14 protein-coding genes and 1 pseudogene are annotated in these 15,374 nt (G+C 71.1%); 5 read left to right on the forward strand and 10 right to left on the reverse strand.

Annotation, left to right across the window (positions count from 1 at the left end; genetic code table 11):
• The first annotated feature begins 222 nt into the window (after window positions 1–222).
• From TNCT6_RS40640 to TNCT6_RS01200, 4 genes are read left to right on the forward strand one after another with little or no spacing between them, the layout of a single operon-like run.
• Window positions 223–438 carry a DUF1918 domain-containing protein gene (locus TNCT6_RS40640; RefSeq protein WP_172633167.1) on the forward strand — a complete coding sequence of 72 codons (216 nt, stop codon included), beginning with the start codon at window positions 223–225 and terminating at the stop codon, window positions 436–438.
• Window positions 422–1,300, forward strand: coding sequence for a universal stress protein (locus TNCT6_RS01190; protein ID WP_141355701.1), 879 nt, complete (start codon window positions 422–424; stop codon window positions 1,298–1,300). The genes TNCT6_RS40640 and TNCT6_RS01190 overlap by 17 nt, the downstream gene beginning before the upstream one ends.
• 30 nt (window positions 1,301–1,330) lie before the next feature.
• On the forward strand, window positions 1,331–2,320 hold the full coding sequence (locus tag TNCT6_RS01195; RefSeq protein WP_141355703.1) for a nitroreductase family protein: 990 nt from the start codon (window positions 1,331–1,333) through the stop codon (window positions 2,318–2,320).
• Between the two features lie 43 nt (window positions 2,321–2,363).
• Window positions 2,364–2,804 (forward strand): CBS domain-containing protein, encoded by a 441-nt coding sequence (locus TNCT6_RS01200; RefSeq protein ID WP_253265982.1) that lies wholly within the window; start codon window positions 2,364–2,366, stop codon window positions 2,802–2,804.
• A gap of 425 nt (window positions 2,805–3,229) precedes the next feature.
• Here the strand turns inward: TNCT6_RS01200 and TNCT6_RS01205 are convergent, their stop codons facing one another.
• The 3 genes from TNCT6_RS01205 to TNCT6_RS01215 all read right to left on the reverse strand — a co-directional run bounded on the left by TNCT6_RS01205 (window position 3,230) and on the right by TNCT6_RS01215 (window position 4,821).
• Entirely contained in the window at window positions 3,230–3,889 is a 660-nt protein-coding gene (locus tag TNCT6_RS01205) for a pyridoxamine 5'-phosphate oxidase family protein (protein ID WP_253265983.1), read from the reverse strand.
• A gap of 39 nt (window positions 3,890–3,928) precedes the next feature.
• Window positions 3,929–4,267 (reverse strand): potassium-transporting ATPase subunit C, encoded by a 339-nt coding sequence (locus TNCT6_RS41625; RefSeq protein ID WP_141365933.1) that lies wholly within the window; start codon window positions 4,265–4,267, stop codon window positions 3,929–3,931.
• Window positions 4,268–4,353: 86 nt separating this feature from the next.
• The gene (locus TNCT6_RS01215; protein WP_141355707.1) at window positions 4,354–4,821 is read right to left on the reverse strand and encodes a universal stress protein; all 468 of its coding nucleotides are present in this window, start codon (window positions 4,819–4,821) and stop codon (window positions 4,354–4,356) included.
• A gap of 443 nt (window positions 4,822–5,264) precedes the next feature.
• On the opposite strand from TNCT6_RS01215, the gene TNCT6_RS01220 reads away from it, so the two are divergent.
• Entirely contained in the window at window positions 5,265–7,688 is a 2,424-nt protein-coding gene (locus TNCT6_RS01220; protein ID WP_141355709.1) for a DUF4118 domain-containing protein, read from the forward strand.
• A gap of 267 nt (window positions 7,689–7,955) precedes the next feature.
• Here TNCT6_RS01220 and TNCT6_RS01225 read toward each other — a convergent pair whose 3' ends face one another.
• From TNCT6_RS01225 to TNCT6_RS01270, 7 genes and pseudogenes are all read right to left on the reverse strand, one after another.
• Window positions 7,956–8,948, reverse strand: a complete 993-nt coding sequence (locus TNCT6_RS01225; RefSeq protein WP_253265984.1) for a YbhN family protein — start codon at window positions 8,946–8,948, stop codon at window positions 7,956–7,958.
• A gap of 363 nt (window positions 8,949–9,311) precedes the next feature.
• A complete protein-coding gene (locus TNCT6_RS01230; protein ID WP_141355713.1) occupies window positions 9,312–9,791 on the reverse strand; it encodes a hydrogenase maturation protease in 480 nt (159 codons plus the stop codon).
• Window positions 9,788–11,134, reverse strand: coding sequence for a Ni/Fe hydrogenase subunit alpha (locus TNCT6_RS01235; protein ID WP_141355715.1), 1,347 nt, complete (start codon window positions 11,132–11,134; stop codon window positions 9,788–9,790). The genes TNCT6_RS01230 and TNCT6_RS01235 overlap by 4 nt, the downstream gene beginning before the upstream one ends.
• Window positions 11,131–12,009: an oxidoreductase gene (locus TNCT6_RS01240; RefSeq protein WP_141355717.1), complete on the reverse strand. Its 879-nt coding sequence runs from the start codon at window positions 12,007–12,009 to the stop codon at window positions 11,131–11,133. Before TNCT6_RS01240 ends, TNCT6_RS01235 begins: the two co-directional genes overlap by 4 nt.
• A 1-nt stretch (window position 12,010) precedes the next feature.
• A complete protein-coding gene (locus TNCT6_RS01245) occupies window positions 12,011–12,829 on the reverse strand; it encodes an FAD/NAD(P)-binding protein (RefSeq protein WP_141355719.1) in 819 nt (272 codons plus the stop codon).
• Entirely contained in the window at window positions 12,826–13,953 is a 1,128-nt protein-coding gene (locus tag TNCT6_RS01250; protein ID WP_172633168.1) for a 4Fe-4S dicluster domain-containing protein, read from the reverse strand. Before TNCT6_RS01250 ends, TNCT6_RS01245 begins: the two co-directional genes overlap by 4 nt.
• A 1,168-nt stretch (window positions 13,954–15,121) precedes the next feature.
• Window positions 15,122–15,286: pseudogene (locus tag TNCT6_RS01270) on the reverse strand (pirin family protein); the annotation flags it as partial.
• Between the last annotated feature and the right edge of the window lie 88 nt (window positions 15,287–15,374).

Raw genomic sequence — 15,374 nt, forward strand, 5'->3', positions numbered from 1 at the left:
CCCTCCGCGCGCGGTGACAGCCACGTACGGCGGAGGGCCGACAGGCGCGTCGCGGGGACCAATGGCCCCTGGCAGGTCGCACCTCCCAGGGCCTTCCATGGAATTGGCGGCACCTCTCCGCGCCACCGCAGGGAGGAGGCGAGGGCGATGTCCGCTCCCGCACCAGCGAAGAACAACGACCGGTCCGTACGGAGTACCGGCTCCGAAGCCGGCGGCACCTGGATGCGCGCCCGCGTCGGCGACGAGATCGTCGTACGCGGAACCGCAGGCGGGGTCATCGCCCGAGACGGGGAGATCGTCGGTCTCCGCCATCCGGACGGCGTCCCGCCCTACGACGTGCGCTGGGCCGACAGCGGACGGGTGACCCTGTACTTCCCCGGCCCTGACGCGTACATCAGGCATGTGGTGACCGGAGGCGACCATGTCCCGGCCCGGTGACCGCCGCCCGATCGTGGTGGGCGTCGCTCCTGATCCGGCCCACCGGATGGCAGTGGCCTGGGCCGCCGACGAGGCCGCCCGCCGGCGGCTGCCGTTGCGCCCGGTCCACGTCGAGGGCGTGCCGACCAGGGGCTACCGGAAACCGGACGTCCCGCCGTCGTGGGAGGAATGGAACGAGGCGCTGCACAAGGCCGGGAAGCAGGTGCTCGAGGAGGTCACGGACTTCGTCGTGGCCCGGCACCCGCAGCTCGAGGTGGACGCCCTGCTCGCGGAGGGCGACCCGGTGTGGGTGCTGTGCGAGCAGAGCCGCGACGCCACCGCCGTCGTGCTGGGATCACAGCACCTGAGCCGGAGGCAGGAGGCGTTCGGCTCCGCGTCGGTCGCCCTCCCGGTGATGGCCCATACGCACTGTCCCCTGGTGGTCGTCCCCGAGCCGGAACACATCACCCAGGACCCCGCGTACTACGTCGTCGGCGTCGACGGCAGCGAACACTCCGCTGCCGCGGTCGATATGGCGTTCGAGGAGGCGGCCTTGCGCGGCGCCGAGCTGCGAGCCGTTTTCGTCTGGGAGCCGGGGCCACTCAGGCTCTTCGACACGGACGAGCCGCAGCAGGAGTGCCGTCGGCTGCTCTCCGAGATCGCGGCGGGCCGCCACGCCCGCTTCCCCGAGGTGGACCTGCGCCACGAAGTGGTCGTCGGGCATCCCGTCCAGGTGCTCACGGATGCCTCGGCGCATGCACTGGGCCTGGTGGTGGGGACCCGAGGCCGGGGAGGATTCACCGGCATGCTGCTGGGCTCGGTCAGCCAAGGCGTGCTGCACCACGCCGGCTGCCCTGTCATCGCCGTCCCGACACACGGGTGAACGGCCGGGTCGTCACGAAGGGAGACCACCGTGACCGCAGAACCTCCCGACGTGAACACCGTCGAGGCACTCGTCGCGGACGCCGCCGCGGCGCCCTCGCTGCACAACGCGCAGCCCTGGGCCTTCCGCTATCTGCGGGACACCGGCGTCCTGCGTCTGTACGCCGACCCGGAGCGCGCACTCCCGCGAACGGACCCCGTGAATCGCGGCCTGCGCATGGGGTGCGGCGCCGCGCTCCTCAACCTGCGTGTGGCCGCCGCCGCGGCGGGGCTGGCGCCGGTCGTCCGGTTGCTGCCCGACCCGGCCCACCAGGACTTCCTCGCCGAGGTGGATCTGTGCGGCACCGGACCCGCCGACGGGGCGCTCGCCCGCCTGGGCCCTGCGATCGGCCGCCGTCACTCCAGCCGTCTTCCCTTCCGTGACGAAGCACTCCCGGCCGCCGTGCGGGAGAGGCTGTGCGAAGCGGCCCGCGCCGAGGGGGCCGAGCTGTCGTTCCCCGGTGCCTGGCATGTGCAGGCGATCCTGGAGTTGGTGCGGGATGCCGAGGGCAGGGAAGCACTCACCCCGGAAGTACGCGGGGAGACGGAGCGCTGGACGCACACGGAGCTGTCCGGTACCGCGGGGGCGGCCGACGGCATTCCCGGTGAGGCGTTCGGTCCTCGCCAACGCGGTACCTCGGCCCCGGTGCGTGACTTCGCCGCCGGCCGTCCGATGCCCGGGCGAAGCTGGGCGGCCTTCGAGAAGAACCCGAACATCGCCCTGCTGGGTACGGCCCACGATGAGCCTGTGGACTGGCTCCGCGCCGGTCAGGCACTGGAGCGAGTCCTGCTCCGGGCCACCACGGACGGGCTGGTCGCCTCGGTCACCTCCCAGCCCCTGGAGTGGCCGGAGATCCGGTGGGCCGTCCGCGATCCTGTCTCGGCCATGGCCCACGTCCAGATGGTGATCCGGCTCGGCTACGGCCCCGAAGGCCACGCGAGCCCACGGCGGTCGGTGGCCGATCTGCTCGACGTCCTCTGACGGACCGATCGGAGCGTGCAGTCGCATGAAGGTTTCCGAGGTGATGACTGCTCCGGCGGTGTGCGTACCGCCGCACGTCTCCCTGGTCGAGGTGTCCCGACGGATGGCCGAGTGCGCCGTCGGCTCTGTCCTCGTGGTCGAGGACGGAGCGCTGCGCGGCATAGTCACCGACCGCGACCTGGCCGTACGGGGCATGGGCGGCGGCCTGGGCACGGAGGCCCGCGTGGAGGCGGTCATGTCACCACGCGTGGCCACGATCGAAGCCGCCGACGACCTCCAGTTGGCCTACCGTTCCTTCCGTCGCACGGGGGTCCGCCGGCTTCCGGTGCTGGATGCGGGTCGGGTGGTCGGCGTGCTGACCATCGACGACCTGTTTCTCGAGGTCTTCCGGCGGCTCGGCGACCTGCTGGGTCCGGTCGCCTGGAGCGTCCTGCAGGAGCCGCCCGGACCTCCCTCGGAAGCTGCGTCCCCGCACGAGCCCTGACTTCGCGGGTCTCCGCGAGGCGGCCGACCGACGGGCCTCACGGTCCGATCCGTCGACGCCGACCACCGGAGGAAGTGTCATTGTCCGCACCGCCTTTCATGGAGCCATCACGGCGTGCGGCCGAGGGGCGAACTCCGCCGTTGCACCCCGTGGCCGCCGTCACGAGGGGCGATTCGGCCCGCGCCGGAAGACCATCGGCCCCTGAGGTGCCAGTCACTGGCCCACGTCGGCCGGCGGTCCAAACGGCCAAGGCATCGCACCGGCTCCCTTCGCCAGTGTCGGATTTCCCGCCGAGACGTACCGCCGGACTTCGGTGGGCGAACCCGAGTCGAACTCGAACTCGGGCTTGAGAGGGGACGCGACTGATCGAACGGCAAACGGCCCTGCCGCCGAAGGGCAGGCCGAGCAACCGCCCGAGTGAAAGGTCAAAGGCCGTGGATCCGGCGGCCGCTGATCTCTGCCGGAACGACGCGGATCCACAGGTTGCGGACACCGCCGGCCCACGGCTCGCTGACGGGCTGCTCAGCGAGGCGTTGGACGGCTTCAGGATCGGTGACGTGTTCGGCGGTGCCGGCGAGCAGGACGCTCCAGCCGACGCTCCGGCTCTCGTCGACGTGATCGACCTGGAAGGAGACCTCGCCGCCGGGTTCGGCCACCGCGGCGCCTCGGGGATCCGTGCGGTAAACGACCGTCATGCCGTCAACAATGTAGTTGACCGGGAAGACGCCGGGCCCCGGATGCGCGGGCAACGCGATGCGCCCGATCCCTTGGGTGCCGAGCCGCTCCCAGCATTCCTTGGTCGTGAGTTTCATGAGCACAGGGTGCTGTGCCGCTCCGCCCTGGCCTGCGGGCGCGTCGCTTCGGCCTTCGAGCAACTCCTGGTGGGTCATACCGAGCGCGGCGGCGACCCGCAGGAAGCCACCGGGGTCGAAATCGGCCCCGGACGCGATCAGGTGCCGGAAGTAGCGCGGCGACATGCCTGCCTGACCCGCCAACTCCTCCTCCGTGAGACCGAGCTGCGCAAGTCGCACCTCAATGCGACGCATGAGATCACGGTCAGCCCGACCTGCGGTGTCCTCATTCACGATCTCCTCCCCGAAGCGATGGGGCAGTGAATCTCGTGGTCATTGACTCGGGTCTGGGGTGTCCCTTCCAGCGATGATCCTGATATTCAAGGATATCTTCTCGTCGTCCTCGTCAACGAGCCGCCCTGTCGCCGGGCGCCCTTGGTAGTCACGCTGTTGAGGCTGACCGCGTCGCGCGGGAGGTGTGGCCCGACCACCCAACGCGGCCAGATCGGCGTTGAGCCGGACGACGTTGACCCTGTCCTGACCCAGGAAACCCAGCTGGCGGCCACTGACGTGCGCAGCGACAGGCTTGCGGACCGCGACCGGGTGGTGGCCTCGCGACAAGCCCCAAATCCTGCCGTTCGGTGACATCATGAGTAATGAACTCCGCATCATGACGATCGTCCGACCGGACGACACCTGCCCTGTCAGCCTGACCTACGGCCCGCGCTGAGGGAAGCGTCCTACCCGGGGGAACTGGGTCATACGGGTCCGCCGGACTGCCCTCCTCGCGATTCCGGGCGCACGACGACAACCGGGCACCTGGCGTGCGCAGTGACGTGCCGGCTGACGGACCCCAGCAGAGCTCGGGCGAACCCGCCGCGCCCCCTGCTGCCCACCACCAACACCTCGGCCCCCTCGGCGGCCGTCAGAAGCACCTCGACGGTGTTACCACGGACCACAAGCGCCCTGACCGAGGCGGCTTCCTCGGCTCCCAGCACCTCGCTCAGCTCCTGGCTCAGCCATTGCCGGGCGACGGCCTCGTCGAAATCGGCGTCCACGGCCAGAGCCGCCCAGCCGTACGCGCCGGGCAGATCCCACGCCGCCACCACGTCCACGGTTCCGCCGATCAGTCCGGCGTACCGCACGGCCCAGCGCAGCGCCGCGTGCGAGGACGGCGAACCGTCGACGCCGACCACGACGCGCGGCCTGGAAGTGTCCGTGCCCATACGTCTCACCTCTCCTGCGGGCCTCTCGCCGGCCACGCCGAATGCCCTCCTTCACCTCCACGCTGCGCGACTCCGTGGTGGCGCGCCAGGGAAGGACAGCCGAGTGGGCCGTGTGAGCCGTTCAGTGAGCCGATCGGCCCTTGGCACGCCACGACGAGTCGGAAGACTGCAGAAAATAGGCGTCGAACAGTCCGAACGAGCCGATGCTTCACCGGGCGAACGACACGACAGACGGGCGAGGAAGGCACCGCCATGACGGTCGACTCCCCCGCGGTGATCGCTGCGCACGCGGGCGCAGGCCCGGTCTCGCCGTATGAGTGGTTGTTCTGCCGTCCCCGGCGCCAGGCCCAGTGCGGCGGCGACGCGCGGCGTGCCGTTGCTCCGGGTACATCATGAAGGGAGGTACGCGGCGAACAGTGCGACGAGCCGGCGGGAGCTCGGGGATGGCGCGTGGACGGTTGCAGATCTACCTGGGGGCAGCCCCCGGCGTGGGCAAGACGTACGCCATGCTCGAAGAGGGTCAGCGCCTGCGCGCTTCCGGCACCGATGTCGTCGCGGGTTTCGTCGAGCCACACGGGCGGCGACCGACCGCCGCCATGGCCGAAGGCCTGGAGACGGTGCCGCGGCGTACGGTGACCCACCGGGGAGCGGAGTTCACCGAGATGGACCTCGACGCGGTGCTGGCCCGCCGTTCCCAGGTCGCGCTGGTGGACGAGCTCGCCCACACCAATGCCCCCGGCACCGGCACCCGCAACGCCAAGCGGTGGCAGGACGTGGAGGAACTGCTGGACGCCGGGATCGACGTCGTCACCACGCTCAACGTCCAGCACCTGGAGTCCCTGAACGACGTCGTCCGGCAGATCACGGGAGTGCGCCAGCGCGAGACGCTGCCGGACGAGGTGGCCCGCCGAGCCGATCAGATCGAGCTGGTCGACCTTCCGCCCGAAGTGCTGCGCCGACGCCTGGCGCACGGCGACATCTATCCGCCGGACCGGATCGAGACGGCCCTCACCCACTACTTCCGGGTGGGTAATCTCATCGCGCTGCGCGAGTTGGCGCTGTTGTGGCTCGCCGACCGGGTGGAGGAGGGACTGCAGCACTACCGCGCCGAGCACGGCATCGCCATCCCCTGGGAAACCCGTGAGCGGATCATGGTGGGGCTGACCGGCGGCCCGGAGGGAGAGACGCTGATCCGACGGGCCGCCCGGATCGCCGCGCGTACTCCGGGCAGCGAACTGCTGGCGCTGCACGTTGTGCCTGCCGACGGACTCACCCACGCCGATCCGGCGGCCCTCGCGTCCCAGCGCACCCTGGTGGAGTCATTGGGCGGCACCTACCACCAGACGACGGGCGAGTCGGTGGTCGCGGCGCTGCTGCAGTTCGCCCGGGCCGAGAACGTCACCCAGATCGTGCTCGGCGCCAGCCGCCGCGGCCGGCTGTCCCTGCTGTTGGACGCCGGGGTGGGGCATCGCACGATCCGTGGCTCCGGCCCCATCGACGTCCATGTGATCACCCACGAGGCGGCCGCCGGCTCCGCCTTCACGACGCGGCTGCCGCGCCCCGGCCGCGGTACAGGACCACGGCGGTTCTGGTCAGCGGCGGTGGGGGCCGCGCTGCTGCTACCCGTGCTGACCTTGCTCCTCACCGCTCCAGTCCCCCGGCTCGGCCTGTCCGGCGTGCTTCTGGTCTACCTGCTCGCCGCCGTGGGTACCGCCCTGGTCGGTGGGCTGGTTCCGGCGCTGGCAGTGGCCCTCGCGGCGGCGCTGCTCGCCGACTACTACTTCACCGCGCCCCTTCACTCGCTGCGGGTCGAACACGGCGGCGACGCCCTCGCGCTGGCGTGCTTCGTCATTGCCGCCACGCTGGTGGGAGCCGCTGCCCACGCGGCCGCCCGGCACACCCGCCAGGCTGTACGCGCGACATGGGAGGCGCGGGTGTTGAACCGGCTGGCAACGGCCATGATGCACGGCCAGGACCTGCCGAGCCTCGTCGAACAGGTGCGGGAGAGCTTCGGGCTGACCGGCGTCAGCCTTCTCGAACGCGCACCCGAGACAGCACCGGGGCCACGCTGGTACGTGGTCGCAAGCGCCGGTGCACACCCACCGGAGCAGCCGTACGAAGCCGACGTCGAAAGTCCGGTCAGCGACACCCTCACGCTGGCGACCCGAGGTGTCCTGGCCACCGACGACCAGCGGATCCTCGGGGCGTGCGCGGCCCAACTCGGGATGGCCCACCTGCACGGCACGCTCGCCCGGCACGCCGCCGAGACGGACACCTTCGCCGACGCCGAACGCACGCGCGCCTCCCTGATCCGGGCAGCCGGCCGCGACCTGCGGGAGCGGTTGCGCGCGGCGGAAGAAGCCCTCGCCCGCCAGGACATGGGCACGGCCCGCACGTCGGTCCGCCGTGCCGCACAGGTCGTCGCCGACCTCGCCGACCTCGACCGGTTGCAGGGTGGGGCTCTCGACCTCTACCTGCGCCCCGTCGGCCTCGACGAGCTACTGACCGCCGTACTGGACGACCTGGGCCCCGGCGGCCGGACCATCCAGGTCCGGCTACCGGAGCAGGCGCCCGATGTGATCGCCGATGGCGCCCTGCTCACCCGGGTCCTGACCGCTCTCGCAGCCGACGCCCTGATTCACAGCCCGGCTGGGCGGCCGCCGACGCTGACCGCTGAAGCCTTCGACGGCAGGCTTCGCATCCGGCTCACGGGCGGCGCCGACGGCGCCCAGCGTGCCGACAGCCTGACGCTGCGGCTCTCCCAGGACCTCACCGAGGCGATGGGCGGCACGCTCGAACCGACGTACGACGACGGACGGTTGTTCTCGGTGACACTCACCCTTCCAGCGGCCGCCGTACGCTCCTGACCCCGCCCTGGGCAGTCGCCCGACCACAGGCAGTAGGCCGTACTCGCCGCGCCGGGGAGGGCGAATGGGCCAGGTTCCGGGCCAGCGCGCAGCCGGAGCGGAGGCCCGGGGTGGTTGTTGAGGAAGAGCTCCGGCGGTCGGCCGTAGGGCCGACGCCGCGGCGGGACAGCGGTCCGACCCCGGACGGGTGCGCGCTGCGGGGCGGCCTTCGCCCGAACGAAGCTCGTGTTCGCTGTGGCCGGGCGCCTGGCTCAGCTCCTTCGACTGCTACGGGCTCCAACCTGCCGAGCGGCGGGGCCCGGAGCGGGACGCGCCGCCCTGGAAGGTGATGACGAGCCAGCACGCCCAACCGACGGGCTGCAGGGCCCAATAGCTGACGGCCCGGTACAGGAGCGTCGCTGCGATCGCCGATCCGGGCTGCAGACCGTACAGAACGAGTAGCACGGACAGGCTCGTCTCGATGATGCCGACGCTGCCCGGGGTCAGGCGCAGGCTTCCGGGGATCTGGGTGAGCACGTAGACGAGCAGCAGACCGTGCCAGGGCACGCGGATGCCCAGCGCCCACAGGCCGGCGGCCAGGCAAGCGGCGTCGAGGAACCAGTTCAACAGTGCGAAGGCGAACGGTCTCAGCCAGGGCCGCAGGCCGGGTTGCAGGTGGTGAGCCTGCTCGACCAGCTGGGCGAGTGCCTCCTCGCCCTGCAGGATGCGGCGGGAGCGCCGCCCGGCGTCCGTCCACGCCTGCCGCACCGCTGCGCGGAAGCCGGCGAAGCGGGTTGCTCCGAACGCCGCCAGGGCGATCCCCAGGATGACGAGCACGCCGACTCCGGGAAGCAGAACGGCGCGCAGCTCTGCCGGTCCCGCAGCGACAGTGGCGGCCACGAGCAGGGCGGCCAGACCGAGTACCGAAAGTCCACCGGCGACCACCAGCACGGCCGCCGCGACCACCTGGTCCACGCCTCGACGGCGCAACTGCCTGAAGATCCAGGCCGCAGCGAACGCCGCCCCGCCGGGCAATGCGCCCGCCACGGCATTGGCAGCCACGACGATCCCCGTCGTGGGCCGCAGCCCCCAGGGGGCCCCGCCCGCCGCCAGCAGCCAGCGGTACAGCGCGGCGAAGCACACGATCGACAGCGCCTCGCACACTACGGCGACCGCCACTGGGAGCGGGTGCACTCCGGTGATGAGGTGATACGCCTGGACCAGTTCACGCCTGCGCAGGAGGGCAACCAGGACGACGGCCGCCACGAGGGCAACGGCCACCAGCCACCACATCGGGCCCGGTCGTGCGGGACGTCTCTCCGCCCATCCGGTACCGCGCCCCGCCTCTGCCTCCGGCCGCCCGGGCATCGCCCTCACTCCCGAAAGGTGGCGTGAGGGTTCAACGGCGGAAGTCCGTTGACGGGTTGGGTAGGCACAGCGTGCTCGCCGCGGACACCCGGCGGCACGGTCCTGATGCTCGGGGCGCTGCCCGGACATATGCGCTTCGAGGACGGCGACCCGGATGATCTTGATGGTCGTGTCGCGGGATGTGGTGCCCGGACGGAGAAACCGGCCGGTTCCGCACCCGCGATGCAGGGGCCGGCCGTCGGATGCTTCGGCGGGGTCCTCATTGCCACCGGCCCCTCAGGCCCCCCGGTTCTGTTCGTAGGCCTGTCGGACGGAGGCGGCGGCGCGGTCGATCAGCTCGGGGAGCGCTGATCGCACCGCTTCGCTCAGGCCCGTGCCGAGTTCGATGTCGGCGACTTCCACGGCGTGCACCACGAGCGTCGGCGGCAGTTGACCGAGGGCCTCGGCCAGCGCGAGGCACTCTCCGAGGCCGAGCGCGTGCGTGCTCGCCGTGCCCGCCGTGCGGCCGGTCGCCTCCGCCGCCGTCAGAGTGCGCAACTCCCCCGGCCGGGCCGACCCGGCTCGGAGGGCTTCCAGCACGACCACCGTGTCCGCGTCGTGCCACAGGTCGAGCATGCGCGCGGGTTCGCCGTCGCTGACGGCCAGGACGGTGCCGTCGGGAACGCGGCCCCGCAACGCCTCCACCGCTGCCGGGCCGACTCCGTCGTCACCGCGCAGCGAGTTGCCCACGCCGATCACCACGACCCGGCCGCTCATGGGCGTTCCACGGTCACGTCGAGGAAGTGGGCGGCGCACGAGATGCAGGGATCGTGATTGCGGATGGTCCGTTCGCACAGGTGGGTGAGCTCCTCGTCGCCGGCGACGGGCCCGGCCGTGTCCAGGCGCGCCTGGACGGCCCGGCGCACGTCCTCCTCGACGGCGGTCTGGTTCTGGGCCGTGGGCGGGACGATGCGGGCCTCGGTGAGTGTGCCGTCCTCCGCGAGGGCGTACCGGTGGTACAGCAGGCCCCGGGGCGCCTCGGTGGCCCCGGCGCCGACGCCCTGGCGGGGCGGGACCTCGATGGCCGGCCGGGCTGGTCGTTCGTATCCGTCGATGATCCGCAGGGCCTCCTCGACGGCCTGGACCACCTCGACGGCGCGTACGACGATGCTCCGGAAGGGGTTGTCGCAGATGGCGCCGGTCAGCGGGTCGCCCAGGCCGGCGTCCCGCGCCGCCTCGGCGGCCACGGGGTGCAGCCACCGGCCGTTGATCGCGTAGCGGGCCAGCGGGCCGGTCAGATGGCGGCGGCCGTCCAGGGTGGCGGTCAGAGCGGTGGAATGCGGTACCTGCCCTTCCTGGACGTGCTGTTCGAAGTCGGACAGGGGGAACTCGCGCAGCGCCGGGCCCTGGCCACGAGCGGCCATGACCGCCGGTGTTCCGGAGTCGACGGCGTAGCGGCCGGGGTCACACAGTGCGAACAGGTCGTGGTCGCACACGGCGTCGGGAAAGTCGAACGCCGCGACCCAGCGGACGGTCTCCAGCGCGTCTTCCCGGGCCTGTAGCAGCCGTGCCGTCAGTGGACGGAGTTCGTCCGGTGCCGGCGTGCGGTAGAAGCCGCCGACCCGGACGTTGACGGGATGGATGGGGCGACCGCCGAGCTGTTCGAGGATCGCGTTGCCGGTCTGCTTGATCCTCAGGCCGCGCTCTACGGCGGCTCGCTGGTCGCGGGCCAGGTCCACGACATCGGCTCGCCCGAGGAAGTCCGGAGCGTGCAGCAGGTAGATGTGCAGGGTGTGGCTCTCGATCCACTCGCCGCAGTACAGGAGGCGGCGCAGTTCCGCCAAGGGACCGTCCACCGTGACACCGCAGGCGTTCTCGATCGCCTGGCAGGCGCTCATCTGGTAGGCGACCGGGCAGATGCCGCAGATGCGGGCGGTGATGTCGGGGGGTTCGGTGTGGCCCCGGCCGGTCAGAAAGGCCTCGAAGAAGCGTGGCGGTTCGTAAATGCGCAGCCGCGTCTCTGTGACGGTGCCCTCCTGGATGCGCAGGTGAAGGGCCGCTTCGCCTTCCACCCTGGCCAGCGCGTCAAGTCGCAGGACACGGGTTCCGCGAGGGTTCATGCCGGCCTTTCCGGGTGGGTTTCTCTCCGGGCGCGAGGGCTGTGCCGCTCCTCGACCGCGAGGTCGGGTACGGAGGCATATTCCGGTGACGTGGCGTTGAAGGTGCGGAAGACACGCTGGATGTCCTGCTCGCTCATCCCGTCGTGGCGCAGCTGCGCGACCATGGAGCGCAGGTTGGGCCGGCGCATGGGTCCGAAGCAGCCGTAGCATCCGCGTCCGTAGGCAGGGCAGATGGCTCCGCACCCGGCCTGCGTGACCGGGCCCAGACAGGGGGTGCCGTGGGCCACGGTGATGCAGGTGGTCCCGCGCCTCTTGCACTCGAAGCAGACACTGTGGCTCGGGACCTGAGGCTTGCGTCCGGCCAGGAAGGCGGTGATGACTTCGAGGAGCTGGCGGCGGTCGATGGGGCAGCCGCGCAGTTCGAAGTCGACCGGGACATGGGCCGAGATCGGTGTGGAGGTCTCCAGCGTGGCGATGTACTCCGGATGGGCGTAGACCGCGGCGAGGAACTCGTCGACGTCGGCGAAGTCGCGCAGCGCCTGGATGCCGCCCGCGGTGGCGCAGGCTCCGATGGTCACCAGGTACCGGGAGGCGCAGCGTATGCCCTGGATCCGCTCGGCGTCCTCGGCGGTGGTGATCGATCCTTCGACCAGGGAGAGGTCGTACGGCCCGCGGCCCTCCAGCCGCGCGCGCTTACCGTCAGCGCCCTCGACCGGGGTCATCTCCACGAAGTGGTCGATCCGTACGCGCTCGGTGAGGCCGAGGAGTTCGTCCTCGCAGTCGAGCAGGGTCAGTTGGCAGCCGTCGCAGGAGGCGAACTTCCACACGGCGAGCGCCGGCCGTGGATCGGTGGCCGGTCCGAGCTCGGTGACCATGTCACAACTCCCTTACTAGGAGCAGGTGTGCCACGCGGTCGTAGCCGACGACCGGACCGTCGCGGCACAGCAGGAGCGGGCCGAGCTGGCAGTGGCCGCAATGGCCGGTGGCGCAGCGCATATTGCGTTCCAAGGACACCTGAACGCGCTGTGGGGCCAGGCCCCGGAGCAAGAGGGCGCGTGCGGTGTGCCGGATCATCACCTCGGGTCCGCACACGAGCGCGCAGGTCTGTTCGGGGCGCAGGTCGAGGCGGTCGAGGAGCGTGGTGACCACGCCCACCGCACCGTGCCGGCCGGGCCCGGGCCGGTCGACGGTCACCTCCACACGGGCCCGGCCGCGCCAGCTCTCGATCTCTTCCCGGTAGACCAGATCGGCAGGGGTACGGGCACCCACCAGGACCGCGAGCCGGCCGTAGACGTCCGGCCGGTCCAGGACCGCGTGTACGACCGGCCGCAGCGGAGCCAGCCCGATGCCGCCGGCGATCACCAGCACATCGTGGCCGGCTGCCGCTTCGAGGTCCCAGCCGTTGCCGTACGGCCCGCTGAGTCCGACGCTTTCCCCCGGGCGCAGCCGGTACAGGGCGGTCGAGACCGCGCCGACCGCACGCACGGTGTGCACGAGCCCCCCATGACGGCCACGCAGGGCACTGGCCGAGATGGGCACCTCGCCCACCCCGAAGGCGTAGATCATCGCGAACTGCCCCGGGGAGAAGGGCGCGAGTGCTCCTGCGGCCGGTACCAACTCGATCGACCGGGTGTCGCCGGTCTCGGCCCGGACGTCGGCGACGCGGTACGGCAGCGGGGGCGGCAGGGTGGTCATCGCTCCTCCGGCCCCGATGGCTGTACGCCGGACTGTGTCCAGTCGTGCAGAGCGGCGGCTTCCTCGGTGATGTCGATGCCGACCGGGCACCACACGATGCACCGTCCGCAGCCCACGCAGCCGGACGAGCCGAACTGGTCGTACCAGGTGCCGAGTTTGTGAGTCATCCACTGCCGGTAGCGGCTGCGCGCCGAGGCGCGGACCGGGCCGCCGTTCAGATGGGAGAAGTCCAGGTCGAAGCAGGAGTCCCACAGCCGCCACCGCTCCGCGTGGTCGCCGGTGAGGTCCGTGACGTCCTCGGTGGTGGTGCAGAAGCAGGTGGGGCAGACCATGGTGCAGTTGCCGCAGGTCAGGCACCGCCCGGCGACGTCGTCCCAGCGGGGGGCGTCGAGCGTGCCGGCCATCAGCTCCCGCAGGTCGGCTTCGGGCATGCTCCGTCCCATGCGGGTCGCGGCGGCCGTGACGTCTGCGCGCGCCGTTTCCCGGGTTTCCGGGTCGGCCGGACGCGCGGGCAGTTCGGCCAGGATCTCCTCGCCTTCCTGACTGCCGCCGCGGATCCAGAAGCGGTGCCCGCCCTCGTCGACCACTTCGGTCATGACCAGGTCGTAGCCGGGACCGGCAGCGGGCCCGGTGCCCATCGAGACGCAGAAGCAGGTGGCGCCGGGCTCCGTGCACTCGACCACGATCAGCAGCGCCCCGGAGCGCCGCCCCGCGTAGACGGGGTCGCGGTACGTCCCACCGGTCAGCACCCGGTCCTGGATGGCGATGGCCCGAAGATCGCAGGGGCGCACCCCCAGGAAGGCGTATCGAGGCGGTGCGGCCTGCTCGGCCGTGAGAACCAGCTCGCCCTCGACCCGATCGGCGCTCCACTCCCGCACCCGCGGCGGATGCAGGAACGGCTTCCACGACTGGGGACCCGCCGCGTTCGCGAAGGCAGCGCCGTCCGGCCGCTCCCGAAGCCGGTACCGCCCGGCCTCCAACTCCACGCCCCACCCGTACGGCAGCTCGTCGGCCGACCGCAGTTCGGCCAGCACGATCGCACCGTCCCGCACCGTGGGGCCGATCACGGTGAATCCTCGCCGGACCAGCACGTCCAGGAGGGCGGCCATACCGTCCTTGTCCATGACATGCCCGTCGGACGCGAGGGCCGGGGAGACGTTCACTGCGGCGTCGGCATCCACGACCGACCTCCTTCGGCACTGCGGACGGCGCGTGGGTCCCGCCGCCCTTCGACGGCCTACAACCGCAGCATTCCGGCCACGTCGGCGTCCCGACAGAGCCATGCGGGCACGCCCATGGGGTCTATCGGCCCTGCTGACTTCAGCCGACGATCAACACCCTCGGTGGTGCGGTGAAAGGACGTACGTGCAGGGAATCCGGATCGACGAGGAGGACCACCCGGAACTGACCACCCTGTCCGATGCCACGCGGTTCCTGGTCGACCGGACGAGGGACGAGACCGACCCAGCCTCTTGATCGTCCGGCGTCGATACCCGCGGAGCGGGCAAAGTGCCCTGGGCGGCCCCTGCACCCAGCCATTCCTCGACCCTCGGGGCCGACGCCTCACCTGTTTTGCCACGAACACCACAAGTCGACCGATCGCCGAGCTGGAGTTCCGCCACCAACTGCGGGCCCAGGCCGATGACCGCCGGAGCTCACCTGACCATCGATCAGAACCCGGCCCCTCTGCCGCCCGGACCGGCCCGCCTCATCGGTTCTGCGTTGAGTGGGCCATATGTGTGTCGCGCTGGTGTTGGCACAGGTAGTGTGGTGGCAGTTCGCCTTGCTCTGTCGGGCGGATGGTGTGCCGGGAAGTCTGGTCGGCGATGGATCCGTCGTGGTCCGAATCAGCAGCCGCCGTCCCGATGGAGTCTCACAATGTCGCCCCAGGATCCCACTTCCTCGTCCCCGTCCGAGTCCTGGGAATCAGCGATCCGGCAGGTTCTCGTCAGCTTCGACACGTACGCCCGCATGCGTAACGCGCGTAACGGCATCCTGCCTGCCACCCGTGTCACCCCGCAGGACGCGGATCGCGCCTTCGGCGCTCTTCAGATGTCCATCGGACGACTCCGGAATCTCAACCGGCAGTAACGCTTGCGCGGGGCGGCGCCCGCAACATTCTTGGGCTGGGTGGCGGGACCAGGACGCGGTCGGGTCTTCTTCGGCCCATCGGCACCTTGCCGGATTCCCGCAAGCCGACAGGCCGAGCACTGAGTCGCGATGGAGGGACGGGAGACAACGCACGACGGCGAGTCGCCCGCCTTCCACCGACCAATCAGCCGTTTCCGCAGGTCAGCGAACCCTTCCCCGTGGCTTCAGTGGCGTCGGCGGTAGTTCGGGGGCCGGCAGCGGAGCGCCGTCGTAGCCCTTCACCTCGCCGAATCGGGTGCCCTCCATCCAGTCGCGGCGGGCCTGGGTGATCTCCTCCTGGGAGCGGGCGATGCAGTTCCAGAACATAGCGAACCATCCGCACATTAGTGCAGGTCAGCGGCGTTCCGGACCGCCGACGGTCAGCAAACCGTCATCATCGGTCGTGGAGGAGTCA

Origin of the sequence: Streptomyces sp. 6-11-2, from assembly GCF_006540305.1 — a bacterium.
Lineage (GTDB): Bacteria > Actinomycetota > Actinomycetes > Streptomycetales > Streptomycetaceae > Streptomyces.

Bases quoted from the DNA above. Each gene is read 5' to 3' on its own strand.
- TNCT6_RS40640 (WP_172633167.1), top strand. From the start codon at position 223: ATGCGCGCCCGCGTCGGCGACGAGATCGTCGTACGCGGAACCGCAGGC.
- TNCT6_RS01190 (WP_141355701.1), top strand. From the start codon at position 422: ATGTCCCGGCCCGGTGACCGCCGCCCGATCGTGGTGGGCGTCGCTCCT.
- TNCT6_RS01200 (WP_253265982.1), top strand. From the start codon at position 2,364: ATGACTGCTCCGGCGGTGTGCGTACCGCCGCACGTCTCCCTGGTCGAG.
- TNCT6_RS41625 (WP_141365933.1), bottom strand. From the start codon at position 4,267: ATGATGCGGAGTTCATTACTCATGATGTCACCGAACGGCAGGATTTGG.
- TNCT6_RS01215 (WP_141355707.1), bottom strand. From the start codon at position 4,821: ATGGGCACGGACACTTCCAGGCCGCGCGTCGTGGTCGGCGTCGACGGT.
- TNCT6_RS01220 (WP_141355709.1), top strand. From the start codon at position 5,265: ATGGCGCGTGGACGGTTGCAGATCTACCTGGGGGCAGCCCCCGGCGTG.
- TNCT6_RS01230 (WP_141355713.1), bottom strand. From the start codon at position 9,791: ATGAGCGGCCGGGTCGTGGTGATCGGCGTGGGCAACTCGCTGCGCGGT.
- TNCT6_RS01235 (WP_141355715.1), bottom strand. From the start codon at position 11,134: ATGAACCCTCGCGGAACCCGTGTCCTGCGACTTGACGCGCTGGCCAGG.
- TNCT6_RS01240 (WP_141355717.1), bottom strand. From the start codon at position 12,009: ATGGTCACCGAGCTCGGACCGGCCACCGATCCACGGCCGGCGCTCGCC.
- TNCT6_RS01245 (WP_141355719.1), bottom strand. From the start codon at position 12,829: ATGACCACCCTGCCGCCCCCGCTGCCGTACCGCGTCGCCGACGTCCGG.
- TNCT6_RS01250 (WP_172633168.1), bottom strand. From the start codon at position 13,953: ATGGACAAGGACGGTATGGCCGCCCTCCTGGACGTGCTGGTCCGGCGA.